This window comes from uncultured Thalassospira sp. (assembly GCF_963976115.1).
Classification (GTDB): Bacteria; Pseudomonadota; Alphaproteobacteria; order Rhodospirillales; family Thalassospiraceae; genus Thalassospira.
This window is the reverse complement of the sequence record NZ_CAXBJJ010000006.1, coordinates 94552-111463: the sequence shown is the minus strand read 5'-3', so window position 1 is coordinate 111463 and position 16912 is coordinate 94552. Positions and strand designations below refer to the sequence as shown.

Below are 16912 nucleotides of genomic sequence, written 5' to 3'. Positions count from 1 at the left end.
AATACGAGACTGCAAGCGATGAAAAACGACGAGGCGCTTTCCGGATTTCTGCGCGGCACGGCGGCGACATTTCGTGCGCTCGCCGGTCGCAATGATCTGGAGGTCGGCTTTGTCAAAGGCGGGCGCCCGGGCGGGTATGGCGAACATGTGCGCCTGCCCATGCCCAAACAGGCGCTGCCCAAGGATGAAGTGGCCGATTTGCGCGGTGTTGCCGATGGCTGGGCGCTTAAGCTGCGTCATCATGATGCGGCCCTGCATCAAAAACGCATGCCCGAAAGTGCCGAGGCCCAGGCCGTTTACGAAGCGCTGGAAACCGCCCGTTATGAAGCCGTTGGGTCGCGTTATTTTCCCGGTGTGCGCAAAAACCTGCGCGCCCACGAAGATGCCGATTGCAAGGCAAAAAACTTTCATCGCCTTACTGCGCGCGAAGATGCCCCCTTTGCCGATGCCATTGGCATGTTGGCACGTGAATTGTTTACCGGCGAAAAAGCCCCGGATTCAGCCCGCAACCTGATCGATCTGTGGCGCGCCGAGATCGAGGAAAAAGCCGGCAGCGACCTTTCTGATCTGCGCAATATGATCGATGATCAGGAAGCTTTTTCGCGCGGGATGCGCCGCTTGCTGGATCATTTGTCGCTAGAAGACGATTTGCTCGAAGAGCCGCCTGAAAAAGACGGTGACGATCAGGACCAGCAAGACGGCGACGACGCCCCGGATGACGAACAGGAAAGCCAGGGCGGCGAGCAGGGCGACAGCGATGAAACCGACCCGAACGGCGATGATCAGCAGCAGGAAAGCGGGGCGGATGATGCCGAAACCGGCGAGGGCGATGTTGACGACCAGCAGCTTGAAGCCCAATCGCAGGAAGAACAACCTGCCGGGCCGGGCGAACAGCCGGAATTTGATGGCCGCAACGAACCGGTAGAACGTGGATATGAGCCGTTCTCGCGCGAATATGATGAAATCGTTTTTGCCGATGAATTGTGCGAAAGCATGGAACTGGCCCGGTTGCGTGCGATGCTCGATAAGCAGCTGGCTGCCTTGCAAAGCGTTGTCTCGCGCATTGCCAACCGGCTGCAACGTCGCCTGATGGCCCAGCAGAACCGGGGGTGGGACTTTGACCTGGAAGAAGGCATTCTTGATGCGGCCAAACTGGCGCGGATCGTTGCCATGCCCTCGACGCCGCTGTCGTTCAAGCTCGAACATGATACCGATTTCCGCGATACTGTGGTCACCTTGCTGATTGACAATTCCGGTTCCATGCGCGGACGGCCAATTACCATTGCCGCCCTGTCAGCCGATATTCTGGCGCGCACGCTGGAACGCTGCGGGGTGAAGGTCGAGATTTTGGGCTTTACCACCCGCCAATGGAAAGGCGGGCAATCGCGCGAAGCATGGGTTGATGCGGGCAAACCGCCCAAACCGGGCCGTCTGAACGATTTGCGCCACATTATTTACAAGGCCGCCGATACGCCGTGGCGCCGGGCGCGCAAAAACCTTGGTTTGATGCTGCGCGAAGGGTTGCTAAAGGAAAATATCGACGGTGAAGCCCTGTTATGGGCGCATGAACGCTTGTTGGCGCGTAATGAGCAACGCCGGATCTTGATGGTGATTTCCGATGGCGCACCGGTTGATGATTCAACGCTGTCGGTTAATTCAGGCAACTATCTGGAACGGCATTTGCGTGAAGTGATTAACTGGATTCAAACTCGGTCGCCGGTGGAATTGCTGGCGATTGGTATTGGTCATGATGTGACGCGCTATTATCAGCACGCTGTGACGATTAATGACCCGGAAGAACTGGGCGGCACCATGCTGCGCGAACTTTCCGATCTGTTTGATGAAAAACCCAAACGCGGCCCCAAACGCCCGCTGCGCCATGTGGCGGCCGATACGGCCAAGGATAAGGGACATGGCGACAAGGATCGCTGGTAATATAAATATACGGGGCTGGCAAAATGGGTGAGGTCACCCGTTTTGCCCCCAGCCCGACCGGATATTTGCATTTGGGCCATGCGGCATCGGCTGTTTTTGCCGCCCGTAATGCCGGTGATGATGGCCGGTTTTTACTGCGCATCGAGGATATCGACCAAACCCGCGCCCGCCCGGAATATATCGAGGCGATATACGAAGACCTTGCCTGGCTGGGCCTGACATGGGAAACGCCGGTACGCGTGCAATCCGCCCACTTTGACGATTATCAGCAAGTGCTGGACCGATTGGCGGATCGGGATTTGCTCTATCCGTGTTTTTGCACCCGCAAGGACATTCAGGCGGAAATTGCCCGGATCGGCAATGCGCCGCACGGGCCGGATGGTGCCCTTTATCCTGGCACCTGTCGTCATTTAAGTGCGTCTGAGCGTGCCGAACGTATTGCTGCGGGGGAATCCTATGCCCTGCGCCTTGATATGAGCCGCGCAATAAAACAGGGGGGCAAGCGATTATACTGGCATGACCGCGCCGCAGGCCGACAGGTGGCAACACCGGAAATTTTTGGCGATGTGGTGCTGGCACGCAAGGATACGCCGACCAGCTATCATGTGTCGGTGACGCTAGATGACCATTTGCAGGAGATTTCGCTGGTAACACGCGGTGAAGACCTGTTTTTTGCCAGCCATTTGCACCGTCTGCTGCAAGAATTACTGGGTTACAATATCCCCGAATATCACCATCACAAATTGCTGACCGGGCCGGATGGCAAACGGTTTGCCAAACGCGATAAATCCGAAACCTTGCGGTCAATGCGTGACAAAGGTGTTTGTGTGGCGAAGATTTTTGATATGGTCGTTTTGTAGCAAGCTGGATACTTTTTTCTATAGTTGCTTCTGATCGCAGGAACTTGTTATCAGGATGTAGCCTGAATCCTTCCCGCAAAGGAAATTCGATATGTTGACAAGGCTCTATGTCGACAATTTCAAGGCACTTGTCGATTTTGAATTGAAACTTGGCAAGGCTGTCTTTTTGATTGGTTTGAATGGTGCGGGTAAGTCCACTGTTTTGCAATTTATTGATTTTGTCTCCAGTGTTGCCAAAGGGAATACCGATGAATGGCTGCGTGCACGCGATTGGTCTGCCGCAGATTTAAATTCCAAGTTGAAGAAGAGATCCAATATTGAATTTGAGTTAGAGTTTGATTTCAAAACGGGAGATAGTCAGGATCGTGGTTCCTGGCGCGCCTCCTTTAACCGGTCACTTATGCGTTGTACTCAGGAAGAGATTAAAGTTGACGGGAAAACTGTCGCCAGAGTGTCTGATGGGGTTTTTATTAACCTGGAGAAACCGGAAAGAAGTGCTAAAATTAGAACGGATTACAAGGGATCATATATCTTTCAGCTAAAAGATGTTGAACTGGAAGATTGGCCTGCAATTTGTAGCATAAAGCAATTATGGCGGGACATGCAGGTGCTTGATGCCTTGTCGGCCCAGTCGCTTCGAAAAAGAAGCCGGGAGGCAAGTGGTAGCCTTGGTTTGGGCGGAGAAAAGCTGTCAGCATTGATCCATGAAATGTCGCCACAATCTTTGAAAAAATTGCATGATGTTGCGTCCAAATTTTATCCCGGTTCAAACTTTAAGACGAAATCCATGCGTTCGGGCTGGAAAGAACTTTTTCTTGTCGAAAAATATGGTGGCACTGACTTAACAACTTTTCAGCAACATATTAATGACGGTGTGTTGAGGGTGTTGGCTATTCTTGCTTTGTTGCAAAGTGAGAATGCGTTGGTTGTATTTGATGAAATTGAGAACGGAATTAACCCGGAATTGACAGAAGAATTGGTGAACGTCGTTCTGAAATCGCGTCCTCAGGTCATTACCACAACGCATAGTCCGTTGATTCTTAATTATCTGCCCGACGAAGTCGCGCTCAAATCTGTAAATTATCTTTATAGAAATATCGACGGAGCTGTCAAAGCTGTCCGGTTTTTCGATATTCCCTCAATGCGCAAAAAATTGTCTGTCATGGGGCCGGGTGAAGTTTTTGCCGATACGGATTTAAAAGCACTTTACCAAGAAATTTCCCCCAAAAATGGACTGAAACAGCATGATCTATCTGGTGAGTGGTGAAGGTCCAAGTGATATTGGAGCTTTAGATGGGCATGGCCTGTTTGTCGCTGGGCCGATGACATATTTTATTGATCGAATCATTGAAGAAAATCACAGCTATTCTGCATTGCAATCCGGGATCATCCAATTTGTGCATGAAACGGAACTTTCTCATGCATCGAAGCGGCTTAGTTCGGGTAAAAAGGGTATGTCTTTTCCCGGTGCAAAATCGAAAAAGGAAACAGCGTTTTTCCATCGAAATGCGAGGGCTTTGGCCCGTTTGGCTCGGGTGAAAGCTGAAGAACAGAATGATGATCAGCCTGTTGCTATTTTGTTTCGTGATGCAGATGGGACCGTTTCGCAAAGGCGGGGTGTTTGGGAGGACAAGGTCTATTCTATTACGGCAGGGTTTGATGCCGAAGGATTTGACCGAGGTGTGCCAATGGTGCCGCGTCCCAAATCTGAAGCATGGCTACTATGTGCCGTAAAAGATCCCCCATATCAGGATTGTCAAGCGTTGGAAAACACGCCTGGTAATGATCGATCTCCCTATGCTCTGAAAAAACGTTTGTGCGAAGCTTTAAATGGGCAGGAATCAGCGCGGGAAATTAATGATTTAATCTGTAGCGGACAGATAGATCCTTTGCAGATTGATATGCCAAGTTTTAACTATTTCAAACAGAGACTTGAAGAATCTATTCGTTAGGTTTGTGATTCCAACAGATCGGGCCGGGTATGAAACCAGTTGCGGATAAAATCGATGAACAGGCGGTTTTTAAGCGGCAGTGCGCCTTGATAAGGATAAACAAGGCTGATGGGGCTGCGCGGGGATTTATAGGCGTCGAGCCGGGTTTCCAGCCGACCTGCGGCAATCTCTGCCATGGCTATGTATCGCGGCAGGCGGGCCACTCCCAGATTATTGCAGGCTGCATTGCGAATCAGCGGGTAATGGTTCAGGCGTAATGTGCCGCGTACCACAATGGATTGCGGGCCGTCAGCGCCAAAAAACAGCCAGCGATTGTCTTTGCAATAATGGAAATTATTGATGCAATTATGGTCGATCAGATCGGTCGGGGTGATCAGCGGCCGATTGGTTCGCCAATAGGCGGGGCTGGCACAGACCAGTTCGGAAAGCTGGCCCAGTGGAATGGCAACCTGGTCGGGATCGTCGGTTAAACCGGCCCGGATCGCCATATCGACCGGATCGGATTTTAAATTGCGATAGCGGTTTTCCAGTTCCAGCTCGATCACGATGTCGGGATGATGCCCCTGAAACGTGGTGATGATGTCATTGAGGAAAATCTCGCCAAATGAAACCGGAACGGTAATGCGAACCGTCCCGGTCGGGCTTTTGCGCAGGCTTTCGACCGCGTCAAAACCGGCTTCGGCATTTTCGCCAAGGCGCTGGCAATAAACCAGAAAGGCCGCCCCGGTTTCGGTCAGCTCCAGTTTGCGGGTGGAGCGAAATAATAATTGTGTGCCCAGGGCTTCTTCCAGCCGGGTGACCTGCTGGCTGATCAGGCCCTTGGAAACGTTCAAAACCTTTGCTGCCGCAGTAAAACCGCCATATTCCATAACGGCGGCAAAGCTGTGCATTTCGGTTAAATACTGTTTCATTGTTTAACCATATGAACAATGTGTTTGGTAATTGGCAGATTATCGAACCAATGTGTTTGTGAGAAGCTTCTTTCATCGTTTTTCACCTGATAGGGAATTAAAGTGATGAGAATACTTCTTGTTGGTGCCTCGGGCACGATTGGCAAAGCCGTTGCACGCGAGCTTGGCACACGCCACGATATTATTACCGCAGGCCGCACAAGCGGCGATGTTGTGATGGACCTGTGTGATTCATCGAGTATTCGCGCGGCGTTCGAGAAACTCGGCACGCTGGATGCCGTGATTGCGACGACCGGCAAAGTCCATTTTGGCGATTTTGCCGATATGGATGATGAAAAATACCGGATCGGCATTGACGACAAACTGATGGGGCAGGTGAACCTGGTGTTGATCGGGCGTGATTACGTGGCCGACCCGGCATCCTTTACCCTGACAACCGGCATTCTGGCCAAAGATCCGATCCGTTATGGCAGTTCGGCATCGATGGTCAACGGGGCCCTTGAAAGTTTCGTGCGTGCCAGTGCGATTGAGATGAAGCCCGGCCTGCGGATCAACGCAGTTAGCCCCGGGGTGATTCGCGAAGCCATGGAAGGCTATGGGCCATTTTTCCGCGGGCATGACCCGGTGCCAGCGGCCCGTGCGGCCCTGGGCTATGCCAAATCGGTTGAAGGTTTGCAAACCGGGCAGGTCTTCGAGATTTTTTAGGGTGCCAAAACCCGTATGACCGGTTTGATCATGAAAAAACGCGCTGAACAGAGGGGGGATGTATTTTTTTTGGATAAGAACGTGGTGGTTTTGCATCTAACCCTTGCGTTTATAAATTGGTATTCCATTTATATCGCGATAGTTGTCGGCTGTTGGGGGACAGGTTGTCACATGCAAAGCCAAGAGACGTGCCAAGATGATATTGTATTATATGCCGGGGGCTTGCTCACTCTCAACCCACATATCCCTTCGGGAAACAGGGCAGCAATTTAATCTCGTCAAGATTAATAAAAAGAACAACAAGACCGAAAACGGTGAAAATTTCCTTACCATCAATCCTGATGGCACCGTACCCGCCTTGAAACTTGCGGGTGACGGTCTGGTCACTGACTGTGTTGGAACATTGGTGTATTTGGCCGATAATTTTTGGCAAACCGGCATTTCACCCGAACCCGGATCAAGCCAGCGGGCAAAAATGGACGCTTTCCTGCTGGAAATTGAACAGGAAATGAATATGCAGTTCGAACCATTGCATCAGAATGTCGTGGATCAGAATATACGCGACGCCGCATTTGCAAAACTGTCCGCTCAATTTGAGAAACTCGAGACTCTTTTTTCGAACGGCCGTCAGTATTTGTTGGGGCGCGATTTCTGCGTTGCCGATGCGTATCTGTTTGTGGCAATCAATTGGGCGGGGATATTGGGGCTGAATATTTTCCGTTGGCCGCATATTGGCGATTTCAGCGACAGGATGCGTAACCGTCCGTCGGTTTTGGCGTCATTGCGCGCAGAAGGGCTGATTGCAGGCTAACGATACCAAAACAGCCTGCCGAACACTCGGCAGGCTGTTTTGTTTTGGTGTCTGGCTGTTCAGCGCGTTTTGGCTTAGCGGCTGAAATCAAGCAGGATCAGAAAGGCAACCGGAACCAGCGCCAACGCGACATAGATCCATGCCGACGCAATTGAAATACCAAGGGTCGCCAATACGAAACCGGTCAGATACAAGACCAGGCCGATAACGGCGACCAGCAGAATGCCGATTAACGGCAAGGCGACTTTGGAATCGGTTTTCATCTCTTCATTGCTCCCCAAGCGCGGGCCCGTCATAGACAGGCTCCCTAAAATCTGCAGCACCATAACACCAGAGCCTGAAACCTGTTTTGACAAGGATCAATACCGCGCCATTGTTGTTTTGCGGTTTGGGGCGGCAATACCAAGTGCCCTTCACCTATCAGGTATCCGTTATCAATATGTCGGACCAGGGGCAGTCGGGACCGGCGGTGGTTCAGAATGCGTTTCCTGCCCGCCTTGCCCATTTTACCCATCCGGTGATGATACTCTATATTTCTACCGTTGTCATTTTGGCCGCAGGCAGCATTGCTCAGGCAGTCGGCCAGGGGGGTGTTTGATGCAAGTTTAGGAATCATCAGCGATTTTTGGGTGCGAATCCCGGTTCGCCAGGCCGCGACAGGGTAAATTTCCCGGCCGGATTAAAAAAATATGCGAGAATCCGGTGATGGTTGTCGATCAAAACCAGATGAACATTGCGCATCAATACTACCTGGCGGCGTGGAAAAGTGCCAAAAGCGATAAACGGGCACCGAAACGGAAATTTCCGAAGCGATTGTTGATGAAATGCATGGAAGAGGCTTGACGGCACTGTTTTGAGGCAGTATTAACCCGGCTCCAAGCGCGGGCCTGCATGTTCAGGCCAAGCGTCCTTTTGCGAATTTTTAGACCAGGAGATCAGGTCATGGCACGTCGCTGCCCGGTATCCGGCAAAGGCGTTTTGGTCGGCATGAATGTGAGCCACGCCCACAATCGTACCAAACGTCGTTTTCTTCCGAACTTGCAGCAGACCTCGCTGCTGAGCGAAGCGCTCGGCCGTTCGGTCCGTATGCGTCTGACCACCAATGCAATCCGCACCATCGAAAAACGTGGTGGCCTGGATGCATTTCTTATCGGCACCGCGAATACCAAGCTGGATGCTGATTTGCTTAAGGTTAAGCGTCAGATCGTTAAAGCTGCTGAAGCAAAAGCTGCCTAAGGCAATTTTGTTTTAACGAAGTACGAAGGCCCGTTTTTGACGGGCCTTTTGCTTTGGATAATTTCGTCGAAAGGCCGCCAACAGCCGGAACAGCGCGTTTCGGCTGTTTTGCGTTTCATCGGTGTTTGTCAGACGGGGACGGTGTCGTTTTCGCATGGTGTTTCGGTTCTGAACCGGGCGTGCCAGGCGGGTAAGTTTGCCTTAAACAAGGCCTGCTGGCGTGGCTGTCGCTGCGCTGCGGCGACTCGACTCATTTGGCGATTTGCGCTTTTGGGAAAATCGTTTATACTTTTCCCAATCAGTGATTTATGCGTGCGTTACCACCTGGATGTAAAACGTCACAGGATGTTCATCAGCCCCCCGTGACGAAGATGCTAGACAGGCGGTACGACTCTGTAAACACGGCGGAGCGGATGAAATGTTTCTATCGCCCAATACGTGTCCGGCCCTTGTGCTTAACGCCGATTTTCGCCCGTTAAGTTACTTTCCGCTGTCTTTGTGGTCCTGGCAGGATACGTTAAAGGCGGTGTTCCTTGATCGGGTTAATGTTCTGTCTGAATATGACCGCGAGGTACGTTCGCCTTCCTTTAAAATGAAATTGCCCAGTGTGATTTCGTTAAAAGAATATGTGCCGATCAAAAGCACACCGGCATTCACGCGTTTTAATGTCTTTTTACGCGACCGGTTTAGCTGTCAGTATTGCGGCGATCGTTTACCGGTTAATAATTTGACGTTCGACCATGTTGTTCCGCGTTGTAAAGGCGGGCGCACCAACTGGACCAATATCGTTGCCGCATGTGGCAATTGTAATTTGCACAAGGGAAGCCGATCGGTGAAAGAGGCCGGGTTGCATTTGCGCCGACGGCCCGATCAGCCTTCTATGCAGCAATTGCAGGCTATCGGACGATCTTTCCCGCCAAACTATCTTCATGAAAGTTGGCGGGATTTTTTATACTGGGATACCGAACTCGATTACGATTTTTAATCCTGCTGCCATTTTGTGCATACGACCCGGCCAAAAGAAAAGCCGACGCAGGGCACCGCGTCGGCTTTGTATGTTTGGGTGATGGCGTGGCATGGGTCATATTAAAGGAAAAATGCTTTAATGGTGGGTGCGCATCATGCGGCTGCTGGGGGCCATAAAGCAGAAAACAGCCATGGCGATCGAGAAGAACAGATTGACCGTCGGCATGGTGATGCCAAACAGTTTCCATTCAATTTTGTCGCATCGCACAATCGGCTGGGCCAGCAATTGCGCCTTAAGGTCGGCAATATTGCTGGCGCCGCTTTGCAGTCCACCGCACATTTCCGGGCCATCCCACCACAGTTCCTGAACCCCGACATGGTACAAGGCAATGCCGGCACCAATGGCAAAGGCCAGGCCGCACAGGTAAATCAGGCCGCGCGATATGCCGGGCTGGCGCAAAAACAGCAGTGAAACAAGGGCAAGGCCAAGCACACTATAATAAGGAACGCGTTGATACAGGCAGAGCAGGCAGGGCAACAGTTTCTGGATATACTGAGCGTAGAACGCAAAGCCAAGGCTGCCAGCAGAAACCAGAACAAGAAATAATGCCGGTGTCGATGACGGACTGCGACGGCGAGAATATGACGATCCCATGAGACTCCATCCATGACGCGGGGTGGGAAAGCGGGTGTCAGATCAAATATTTGATCGCGACAAAACCACCGATTAACCCAATTATGAAAATACTAAAGACAAGACCCAGCTGTTTTTCAATGAAATTGCGAATGGGCGGGCCGAATTTCCAGATCAGCGCGGCGATCAGGAAAAAACGGATGCCACGCGCCAGAATCGATGCGATTGAGAAAATGACCGGGTCGAGGCTGGTAACACCGGACAGAATGGTGATGACCTTGTAAGGGAAGGGTGTGACACCGGCGATAAACACCGCCCACGCGCCCCATTCATTATAATAGTCGCGGAACTGGTCGAATTTGGCACTGTATCCGTAAAAATTCAGAACCGGCTGGCCGATACTGTCAAACAGGAAATGGCCAATGGCATAGCCCGCCATGCCCCCCAGAACCGAGCCGATCATGCAAATCGCGGCATAGCGCCATGCCTTGCTGCGCGCGGCCAGGATCATCGGGATCAGCAAAATATCGGGCGGGATCGGGAAAAACGAACTTTCGATAAATGCGATCAAAAACAGCGCGACCGCAGCATGGCGATGGGATGCCAGGCTCAGGGTCCAGTCATAGAGTTTGCGAAGCACCAGTTGCGACCTTTGATTTTGGGCCGCAAACCGGCCAGTAAATTGCAGAAACGCGATGTGATGTAACTCCATTTGCCCCGTTGCTGCAATGCTTTCTGACATAAACGTGATTTACATGATTTTTTTAAGAAAACCCCCATTGACCAATACAAATTTCTCGCTATTATCCGCCCCCACGATGGACGGCGCATATAGCGCCTTGCTGCCCCTGTGGCGGAATTGGTAGACGCGGCAGACTCAAAATCTGTTTCACTTTGTGAGTGGGAGTTCGATTCTCCCCGGGGGCACCATCGTTGTTTTCCTGATCTTGAATGACTTTTGGGCTTGGCTGGCGTAGATCTGTTACTGCCAGCAGATAGCATGCATTTGGGACATCCGCGAAATGCAATTTTCCAGGCAATATCGATACTTAGACTGTTGTCAGATAGTATAAATGCGCCATCGCTGAGCGCTAGCGCTTGTAACTGTCAGAAGATATTCTGGAACCTGTTATCCGCGCTTTAGAAAATTTCCGGACTTCGAAATTTCACGCATGATTTCCTTCCATTGGTCGATGATGAGTTTTGCCGCGTCGGGTTTACTGTCAAAACTTTTGTGAACGGCCAAACCGCGCAGCAGGCAGAGGTTTATCTGGATCAAGGTGCGTGTGCGTTCGTTATCCTGGGTGGCACCCAGCATTTCGGCGATGATGTTGTCGCGTTTTGTTGTCCAGCGCGACATGGCATTGCGCAGGTCCTGGCCCAGGTCATCGTCCAGTCTGGCCGCCAGCATTAATTCCAGGGCTGCCATGTATTTATCGGGCGAAAACAGTTTTTCCCACAGCACATCAATCAGCTCATCTGTTTCCATGTTGGGGTGACCTTGCTGGTCATCAAAGGGCCATGCGTTTTCCCAGGACTGGATCAGATATTGAAAAGCCGCGACGATCAATTCGTTGCGCGTGGGAAACTGATGGGTGAGTGCGCCTCGGGAAATATTCGCCCTTTTGGCGATTTCCAGCGTCGAGATTCGTTCGTACCCGGTTTCGCTAAGGGCCTGTAACGTCGCCTGACAGACGCGTAGTCGCGTTTCGCTGGACCGTTCAGCCTGGGTTCTTCGTCTTTGGGCAGGCGTTGTTTTTCGGGGCGCATCGGGCGCGCCTGACGTCTGATTTTTCAATGCCATAAGACGTAATACTCCTGCATCTTTGCTCGGGGCTAACTTATTGCAACCAGCATAAAACCTACAAGCCCCGTTTTATAGCGATTGACATTTACAAGCAGACCCGTCTGTATGTTTGTTGTGCATAACATTCAGAAGACGGCGAGCCCGCATACTGAAGGACGCACTTTATACACCAGGAAGGCAATTCGCGATCTGATATCAGGAGACCTAGATGATCGACAAGAAAACATTTGCCACAGTGGCCGCAGCCCTTGTGGTGGCTGGAAGCGCCCTGAGCGCCCATGCCGAAACCAGCTTTATTGCCAATTCGTTTTATGATGCAGAGCATCCGCTCAGCAAGTTCGGTTACGTCGAATGGGCAAAGACCGTAAAAGAAATATCGGGGGGTGATCTTAACCCGCAAGTCTATACCGGCAGTGTGCTTTTGGCGCCGCGTGCCAGCCTTCAGGGCGCGCGCGATAACATTGCCAATGTGGCCAATATTGCCGCGGTTTATACGCCCTCTGAACTTCCCGTTGCCAATGCAGTTCAGGAACTGGGATTTAACTATTCCGATCCTTTGACGACGATCTTTGCCGTTGCCGATTTTAGCATGCATAACAAAGACCAGCTTAAAGAATGGGCGGACAATGGCATTGTCTATCTGGGGGCCTATGCCACACCGCCCTATATTTTGTTTTGCAGCAAGCCCGTAACGACCCTGGAAGACATCAAGGGAAAACGGATCAGAACCGCCGGATCGAGCGTTTCCAAATGGGTCGAGGAAGTTGGCGGGATTCCGGTAAATGTGCCGTCGAGCGAAATGTATACCGGCCTTGAACGCGGTACGCTGGATTGTGCAACCAATGCCGCGAACGACCTGATTGATCGCTCGCTTTGGGAAGTTGCTCCTTATACCACCGAACTTCCGACGGGTATGTATTGGTCCGGGCCGGAGTGGGGCTATAATGCCGGTTTTTGGGCCGGTTTGACGACAACCCAGCGTCAGCAACTGATGAATGCCACAGCACATGCCATGTCGAACATGGTTGTGAATTATCTTGCCCGTTCAGAAGAAGCCCTGGTTGAAGCCAAAGAAAAGGGCAACCAGATTGCGCAGCCATCGCCGGAACTGATGGCGTCGGTCGAAGCTTTCCGCAGCAAAGTGCTGGGCGATGTTTATACCGTTGCCGAACAAAAATATGGCGTTGCCGATGGCAAGGCACTGATCGATGATTTTCGGTCCACTTACACCAAGTGGGAAGGTTTGCTGAAAAATGTTGACCGCAGCAATATTGATGCCCTGACAGCAATCGCAAGCAAGAACATTTATGGCACGCTTGATCCTGCGACCTACGGGATCAAATAAGTCGCTGGTGCCGCATCCTTTGGGTGCGGTACTTGCGTTTTGCCGATGTCGGGTGGGGTTGCGTAATCCTTGCGGGCATCGGTTGCATTTGAAAATTCATTTTCGGCATCAAGCAGAGCTGTCCCATGCCTTTAAATATCAATGATGACGTGGCCGAAATCGCTGATGACGATTCTGGCCTGCTCTATCGCTGTGTATCCTGGCTGAACACGGTGTTTCTTGTGATTTCGGCGATTTTCGTTGTTCTTATGATGCTGCATGTCACAGCCGATGTGCTGCTTCGGGCGGTATCGGATGTCGGTATTACCGGAACCCTCGAAGTTGTTTCGTACTATTACATGGTTTGCGCCATTTTTCTGGCCTTCGGTTATGTCGAGCTGAAAAACCAGCACATCCGTGTTGACCTGTTCGTTCAGCAAATGCCGCGCTCCGCCCAGGTGATCCTTTATATCCTCGCTTGCCTTGCCGGGTTTGTGTTTTTCGGTTTGCTGGCCTGGCAAAGCATGATCGACGCCATTCGGGCGACGCGCTCGCATGAAACGATCATGTCCAATTTCCTGTTTTATGTGTGGCCAAGCCGCTGGGCATTGCCGATCGGGTTTATCGGATGTCTTTTGGCGATCCTGTGCAACCTGTTAAAGGCGCTGACGCGCTGGCGTGCATTGTAAGAGGGCAAAATGAGTAATCTTGATATCGGGATCATCGGGACCCTTGTTGCCCTTGGCATGATCGCACTGCGCGTACCAATCGGCCTTAGTTTGGGGCTTGTCTCCATCGGCGGCATTGCGGCGATGTTCAATATGAATGTTGCCTTTGGCACAATTTCAGCCACCCCGTTTGAATATGTCGGCCAATGGGAATTAACCGCCGCACCGATGTTTCTGTTAATGGGGTTCATCTGTTCCTCGACCAATATGACCAAAGGCTTGTTTGAAGCACTCCGGCTTTATTTGGCGCGGTTACCTGGCGGCCTTGCAATTGCAAGTGTCGGGGCATGTGCGTTTTTTGCCGCAGCGGCTGGTTCCAGTGTTGCGACGGCATCTGCCATGTCGCGTATTGCCGTGCCAGAAATGTTGCGCAACAATTATGACCGGGGGCTTGCGACCGGTACGATTGCGGCGTCGGGCACATTGGGGTCCTTGATCCCGCCAAGTGTTCTTCTGATTTTGTATGGTGTTTATGCCAAGGTTTCGGTCGGGCAATTGTTCATGGCCGGGTTTATTCCCGGTGTGTTATCCGCACTTGTTTACATGGCCATGATTATTGTCCGTGTGAAACTGAAACCATCGCTTGCCGGTGCGGTGACCACACTTCCGACACGCGAAGAAAAACGTGCTGCGCTGAAAACGATCTGGCCGTTGCCGGTTTTAATCTTCTCTGTCCTGGGCGGCATATTCTCGGGCGTTTTTTCGCCGACCGAGGCCGGGGCCGTTGGTGCCTTTGTTGCCTCCGTGATTGCGGCCGTGCGTGGAACACTGACCTGGACGGCAATTAAAGACGCATTGTGTGACACCATCGTCGCGGCAACCGGTATTTTCGTGATCCTGATCGGTTCGGTATTTTTTACCCGGTTTTTGGCGTTAAGTGGTCTTCCGACAGCATTTTCCGATGCTGTTTTAGGGGTCAGTTCGGCCCCGTGGTGGATTTTTCTGGCTGTCACGGTGATTTATGTCGTGTTGGGGATGCTGATCGATTCAATTGGTCTGTTGTTGCTGACCCTGCCGCTGATTTTGCCGCTGGTGCATGGTGCCGGGCTGGACCCGGTCTGGTTCGGGATCATTTTGATCAAGTTGCTGGAAATTGGCCTTGTCACCCCGCCTGTTGGCCTGAATGTTTATATGATCAAAGGGGCGCTGGGGAACCTTGTGACATTGCAAGAAGTGTTCCGTGGCGTTGGCTGGTTCATCGTGATGGATTTTATCACACTTCTGATCCTGATGCTTTTTCCCGTCCTGTCGCTTTGGTTGCCGACACTTGCCTATCGTTAAGGCGATTCCCTGAAGTTTAAAGGTCTTCAGGTGCAGGCGCTTTGTCTTTGTTCCATCAAAGACAGCTGAGGGAAAACGGGTGGATTTTAACCGACTAATAAACAAACAATCTTGACTGTTTGTTTTATATCAGGCCAACTGTTGTTATCAGGCTGGTGATAAATGCGACTGAAAAAAAGGGGGGGGGGGGAGGCGTGACTGTGACGTTGGAATATCTGCCGGAAATGCCTCACAACGCCTTGTACAAAACGCGTCTGGTTCCGGTCATTCAGGGTTTTCACAGCGCGCTAAATGACATATGGGCGGTGATTTCCCGACGATATGATGCTGACCCCAAGCATGCGGAAGTCGCCCTGAACGCCAAGATGTGCCTGTTTCGCCGGATGCTGGCACAGACCATCGTCCGTTCCTATACCGATTATTTTGCTGAACGCCTGTCCATGTGGCGCCATTTGATGCGTCAGATGTTCGTCCATGGCATGGGTGTTGAAAGTCCCCTTCGCTCCACCAACACAGAAGAAAAATCATGTCTCTTAAACTGATCAAAAATGCTCGTATCGTTGATGGCTCCCTTGCCGAGCCAACCGAACCGCTTAACATTCTGATCGAGGATGATCGTATTTGCGACGTCGCAAAAGATGTCACATCGGCGGGTGCTGATGTTATCGATTTGCACGGCAAAACGGTTATGCCGGGCCTGATTGACTGCCATGTGCATGTCATTGCCACCACCACCAGCCTTGGTAAAAATGCCGATCTTCCCAATTCACTGGTCGCCTTGCGGTCGGCGAAAATCATGGAACGGATGTTGATGCGCGGCTTTACAACCGTGCGCGATCTTGGCGGTGCCGATTACGGCTTGGTCGAAGCCATCGAACAGGATGGCCTGCCAGCCCCGCGTTTGGTGATTTGTGGCAAAGCCCTGTCACAAACCGGTGGTCACACCGATTATCGTGGTCGGCATAACCTGCGGTCGGTTGATTATTATCAAAATCAGATCGGATCGCTGGGGGTTGTTGTAAATGGTGTCGATGAAGTGCGCCGTGCTGCCCGCGAGCAGATTAAAGGCGGGGCCGAATTTATCAAGGTTATGGCAAACGGGGGTGTTTCGTCGCCAACCGACCCGATTGCGGTTCTGGCATTTTCCAGCGACGAACTGAAAGCCGCCGTTGAAGAAGCCAAAAACGCACAAATGTATGTTTCGGGCCATCTTTACACCGACGAGGCGATCCGCCGTGCGCTTGAATGCGGGGTGGAATCGATCGAACATGCCAATCTGATGAAACCTGAAACCGCCGCCCTGATCCGCGCGGCCGGTGCTGTCGTTATTCCGACCAACGTGACCTACGACCTGTTGGCCCGTGAAGGGGCGCGATTTGGGCTGCCTGCAGAATCTGTCGCCAAGATCGAAGATGTCCGGGGGGCTGGTCTGGAATGCCTGACATATCTGCACAAGGCGGGTGTGGTGATGGGCTATGGCTCTGACCTTCTGGGCGAGATGCATGATCATCAATCTGAAGAATTTACCTTGCGCGGCCGTCACTTGCCCGCCAAAGACGTGATCCGTGCCGCAACCATTGATGCAGCCAAGGTTCTGCGTAAAGAAGGCGAAATCGGTGTGATTGCGCCGGGTGCGTTTGCCGACATGATCGTTGTTGATGGCAACCCGCTTAAAGATTTATCTCTGCTGACCCGCCAGGGCGCGCATATGCCGTTCATTATGAAGGGTGGACGGGTCTTTAAAAATGCCGGGTCATTTTAA

The 16912-nt window shown here is 51.8% G+C and carries 19 protein-coding genes and 1 tRNA gene; 15 read left to right on the top strand and 5 right to left on the bottom strand.

Annotation, left to right across the window (positions count from 1 at the left end; translation table 11 throughout):
* The first annotated feature begins 18 nt into the window (after nt 1–18).
* The 4 genes from cobT to AAC086_RS08995 all read left to right on the top strand — a co-directional run bounded on the left by cobT (nt 19) and on the right by AAC086_RS08995 (nt 4747).
* Nucleotides 19–1935, top strand: coding sequence for a cobaltochelatase subunit CobT (cobT, locus tag AAC086_RS09010; protein ID WP_339777910.1), 1917 nt, complete (start codon nt 19–21; stop codon nt 1933–1935).
* Nucleotides 1936–1958: 23 nt separating this feature from the next.
* On the top strand, nt 1959–2795 hold the full coding sequence (gluQRS, locus tag AAC086_RS09005) for a tRNA glutamyl-Q(34) synthetase GluQRS (RefSeq protein ID WP_339777906.1): 837 nt from the start codon (nt 1959–1961) through the stop codon (nt 2793–2795).
* A 91-nt stretch (nt 2796–2886) separates the two neighbouring features.
* Nucleotides 2887–4062: an AAA family ATPase gene (locus AAC086_RS09000; protein WP_339777904.1), complete on the top strand. Its 1176-nt coding sequence runs from the start codon at nt 2887–2889 to the stop codon at nt 4060–4062.
* Complete coding sequence (locus AAC086_RS08995; protein WP_339777901.1) at nt 4040–4747, top strand: hypothetical protein; 708 nt, start codon at nt 4040–4042, stop codon at nt 4745–4747. The genes AAC086_RS09000 and AAC086_RS08995 overlap by 23 nt, the downstream gene beginning before the upstream one ends.
* On the opposite strand, the gene AAC086_RS08990 is transcribed toward AAC086_RS08995, so the two are convergent.
* Nucleotides 4744–5658, bottom strand: coding sequence for a LysR family transcriptional regulator (locus tag AAC086_RS08990; protein ID WP_339777898.1), 915 nt, complete (start codon nt 5656–5658; stop codon nt 4744–4746). The two genes, AAC086_RS08995 and AAC086_RS08990, sit on opposite strands and share 4 nt — an antisense overlap.
* 105 nt (nt 5659–5763) lie before the next feature.
* On the opposite strand from AAC086_RS08990, the gene AAC086_RS08985 reads away from it, so the two are divergent.
* Both AAC086_RS08985 and AAC086_RS08980 read left to right on the top strand, forming a co-directional pair.
* Nucleotides 5764–6363, top strand: coding sequence for a short chain dehydrogenase (locus tag AAC086_RS08985; RefSeq protein WP_339777897.1), 600 nt, complete (start codon nt 5764–5766; stop codon nt 6361–6363).
* A gap of 196 nt (nt 6364–6559) precedes the next feature.
* The gene (locus AAC086_RS08980; RefSeq protein WP_339777896.1) at nt 6560–7174 is read left to right on the top strand and encodes a glutathione binding-like protein; all 615 of its coding nucleotides are present in this window, start codon (nt 6560–6562) and stop codon (nt 7172–7174) included.
* Between the two features lie 74 nt (nt 7175–7248).
* Here AAC086_RS08980 and AAC086_RS08975 read toward each other — a convergent pair whose 3' ends face one another.
* The gene (locus AAC086_RS08975) at nt 7249–7437 is read right to left on the bottom strand and encodes a hypothetical protein (protein WP_339777893.1); all 189 of its coding nucleotides are present in this window, start codon (nt 7435–7437) and stop codon (nt 7249–7251) included.
* Nucleotides 7438–7523: 86 nt separating this feature from the next.
* Between AAC086_RS08975 and AAC086_RS08970 the strand changes: the two genes are divergently transcribed.
* The 3 genes from AAC086_RS08970 to AAC086_RS08960 all read left to right on the top strand — a co-directional run bounded on the left by AAC086_RS08970 (nt 7524) and on the right by AAC086_RS08960 (nt 9395).
* Nucleotides 7524–7772 carry a hypothetical protein gene (locus tag AAC086_RS08970; protein ID WP_339777891.1) on the top strand — a complete coding sequence of 83 codons (249 nt, stop codon included), beginning with the start codon at nt 7524–7526 and terminating at the stop codon, nt 7770–7772.
* Between the two features lie 344 nt (nt 7773–8116).
* Nucleotides 8117–8410 carry a 50S ribosomal protein L28 gene (gene rpmB, locus AAC086_RS08965; RefSeq protein ID WP_339777889.1) on the top strand — a complete coding sequence of 98 codons (294 nt, stop codon included), beginning with the start codon at nt 8117–8119 and terminating at the stop codon, nt 8408–8410.
* A 418-nt stretch (nt 8411–8828) separates the two neighbouring features.
* Complete coding sequence (locus AAC086_RS08960; protein ID WP_339777887.1) at nt 8829–9395, top strand: HNH endonuclease; 567 nt, start codon at nt 8829–8831, stop codon at nt 9393–9395.
* Nucleotides 9396–9512: 117 nt separating this feature from the next.
* Here AAC086_RS08960 and AAC086_RS08955 read toward each other — a convergent pair whose 3' ends face one another.
* Together AAC086_RS08955 and AAC086_RS08950 are read right to left on the bottom strand one after the other, a co-directional pair.
* Nucleotides 9513–10031 (bottom strand): disulfide bond formation protein B, encoded by a 519-nt coding sequence (locus tag AAC086_RS08955; protein ID WP_339777885.1) that lies wholly within the window; start codon nt 10029–10031, stop codon nt 9513–9515.
* Between the two features lie 37 nt (nt 10032–10068).
* Nucleotides 10069–10650, bottom strand: coding sequence for a YqaA family protein (locus AAC086_RS08950; protein WP_339777882.1), 582 nt, complete (start codon nt 10648–10650; stop codon nt 10069–10071).
* Nucleotides 10651–10854: 204 nt separating this feature from the next.
* Here AAC086_RS08950 and AAC086_RS08945 point away from each other — a divergent pair.
* Nucleotides 10855–10940: transfer RNA gene (locus AAC086_RS08945), tRNA-Leu, on the top strand.
* A 199-nt stretch (nt 10941–11139) separates the two neighbouring features.
* On the opposite strand, the gene AAC086_RS08940 is transcribed toward AAC086_RS08945, so the two are convergent.
* Nucleotides 11140–11814, bottom strand: a complete 675-nt coding sequence (locus AAC086_RS08940) for a TetR/AcrR family transcriptional regulator (protein ID WP_339777879.1) — start codon at nt 11812–11814, stop codon at nt 11140–11142.
* Between the two features lie 211 nt (nt 11815–12025).
* Here AAC086_RS08940 and AAC086_RS08935 point away from each other — a divergent pair, with 211 nt between their 5' ends.
* The 5 genes from AAC086_RS08935 (at nt 12026) to AAC086_RS08915 (ending at nt 16912) form a co-directional block, all read left to right on the top strand.
* Nucleotides 12026–13162: a C4-dicarboxylate TRAP transporter substrate-binding protein gene (locus AAC086_RS08935; RefSeq protein ID WP_339777876.1), complete on the top strand. Its 1137-nt coding sequence runs from the start codon at nt 12026–12028 to the stop codon at nt 13160–13162.
* 125 nt (nt 13163–13287) lie between these two features.
* Complete coding sequence (locus tag AAC086_RS08930) at nt 13288–13830, top strand: TRAP transporter small permease (RefSeq protein ID WP_339777874.1); 543 nt, start codon at nt 13288–13290, stop codon at nt 13828–13830.
* A gap of 9 nt (nt 13831–13839) precedes the next feature.
* Entirely contained in the window at nt 13840–15150 is a 1311-nt protein-coding gene (locus AAC086_RS08925) for a TRAP transporter large permease subunit (protein WP_339777871.1), read from the top strand.
* A gap of 194 nt (nt 15151–15344) precedes the next feature.
* Entirely contained in the window at nt 15345–15692 is a 348-nt protein-coding gene (locus AAC086_RS08920) for a hypothetical protein (protein ID WP_339777868.1), read from the top strand.
* Nucleotides 15677–16912, top strand: a complete 1236-nt coding sequence (locus AAC086_RS08915) for an amidohydrolase family protein (protein WP_339777866.1) — start codon at nt 15677–15679, stop codon at nt 16910–16912. Before AAC086_RS08920 ends, AAC086_RS08915 begins: the two co-directional genes overlap by 16 nt.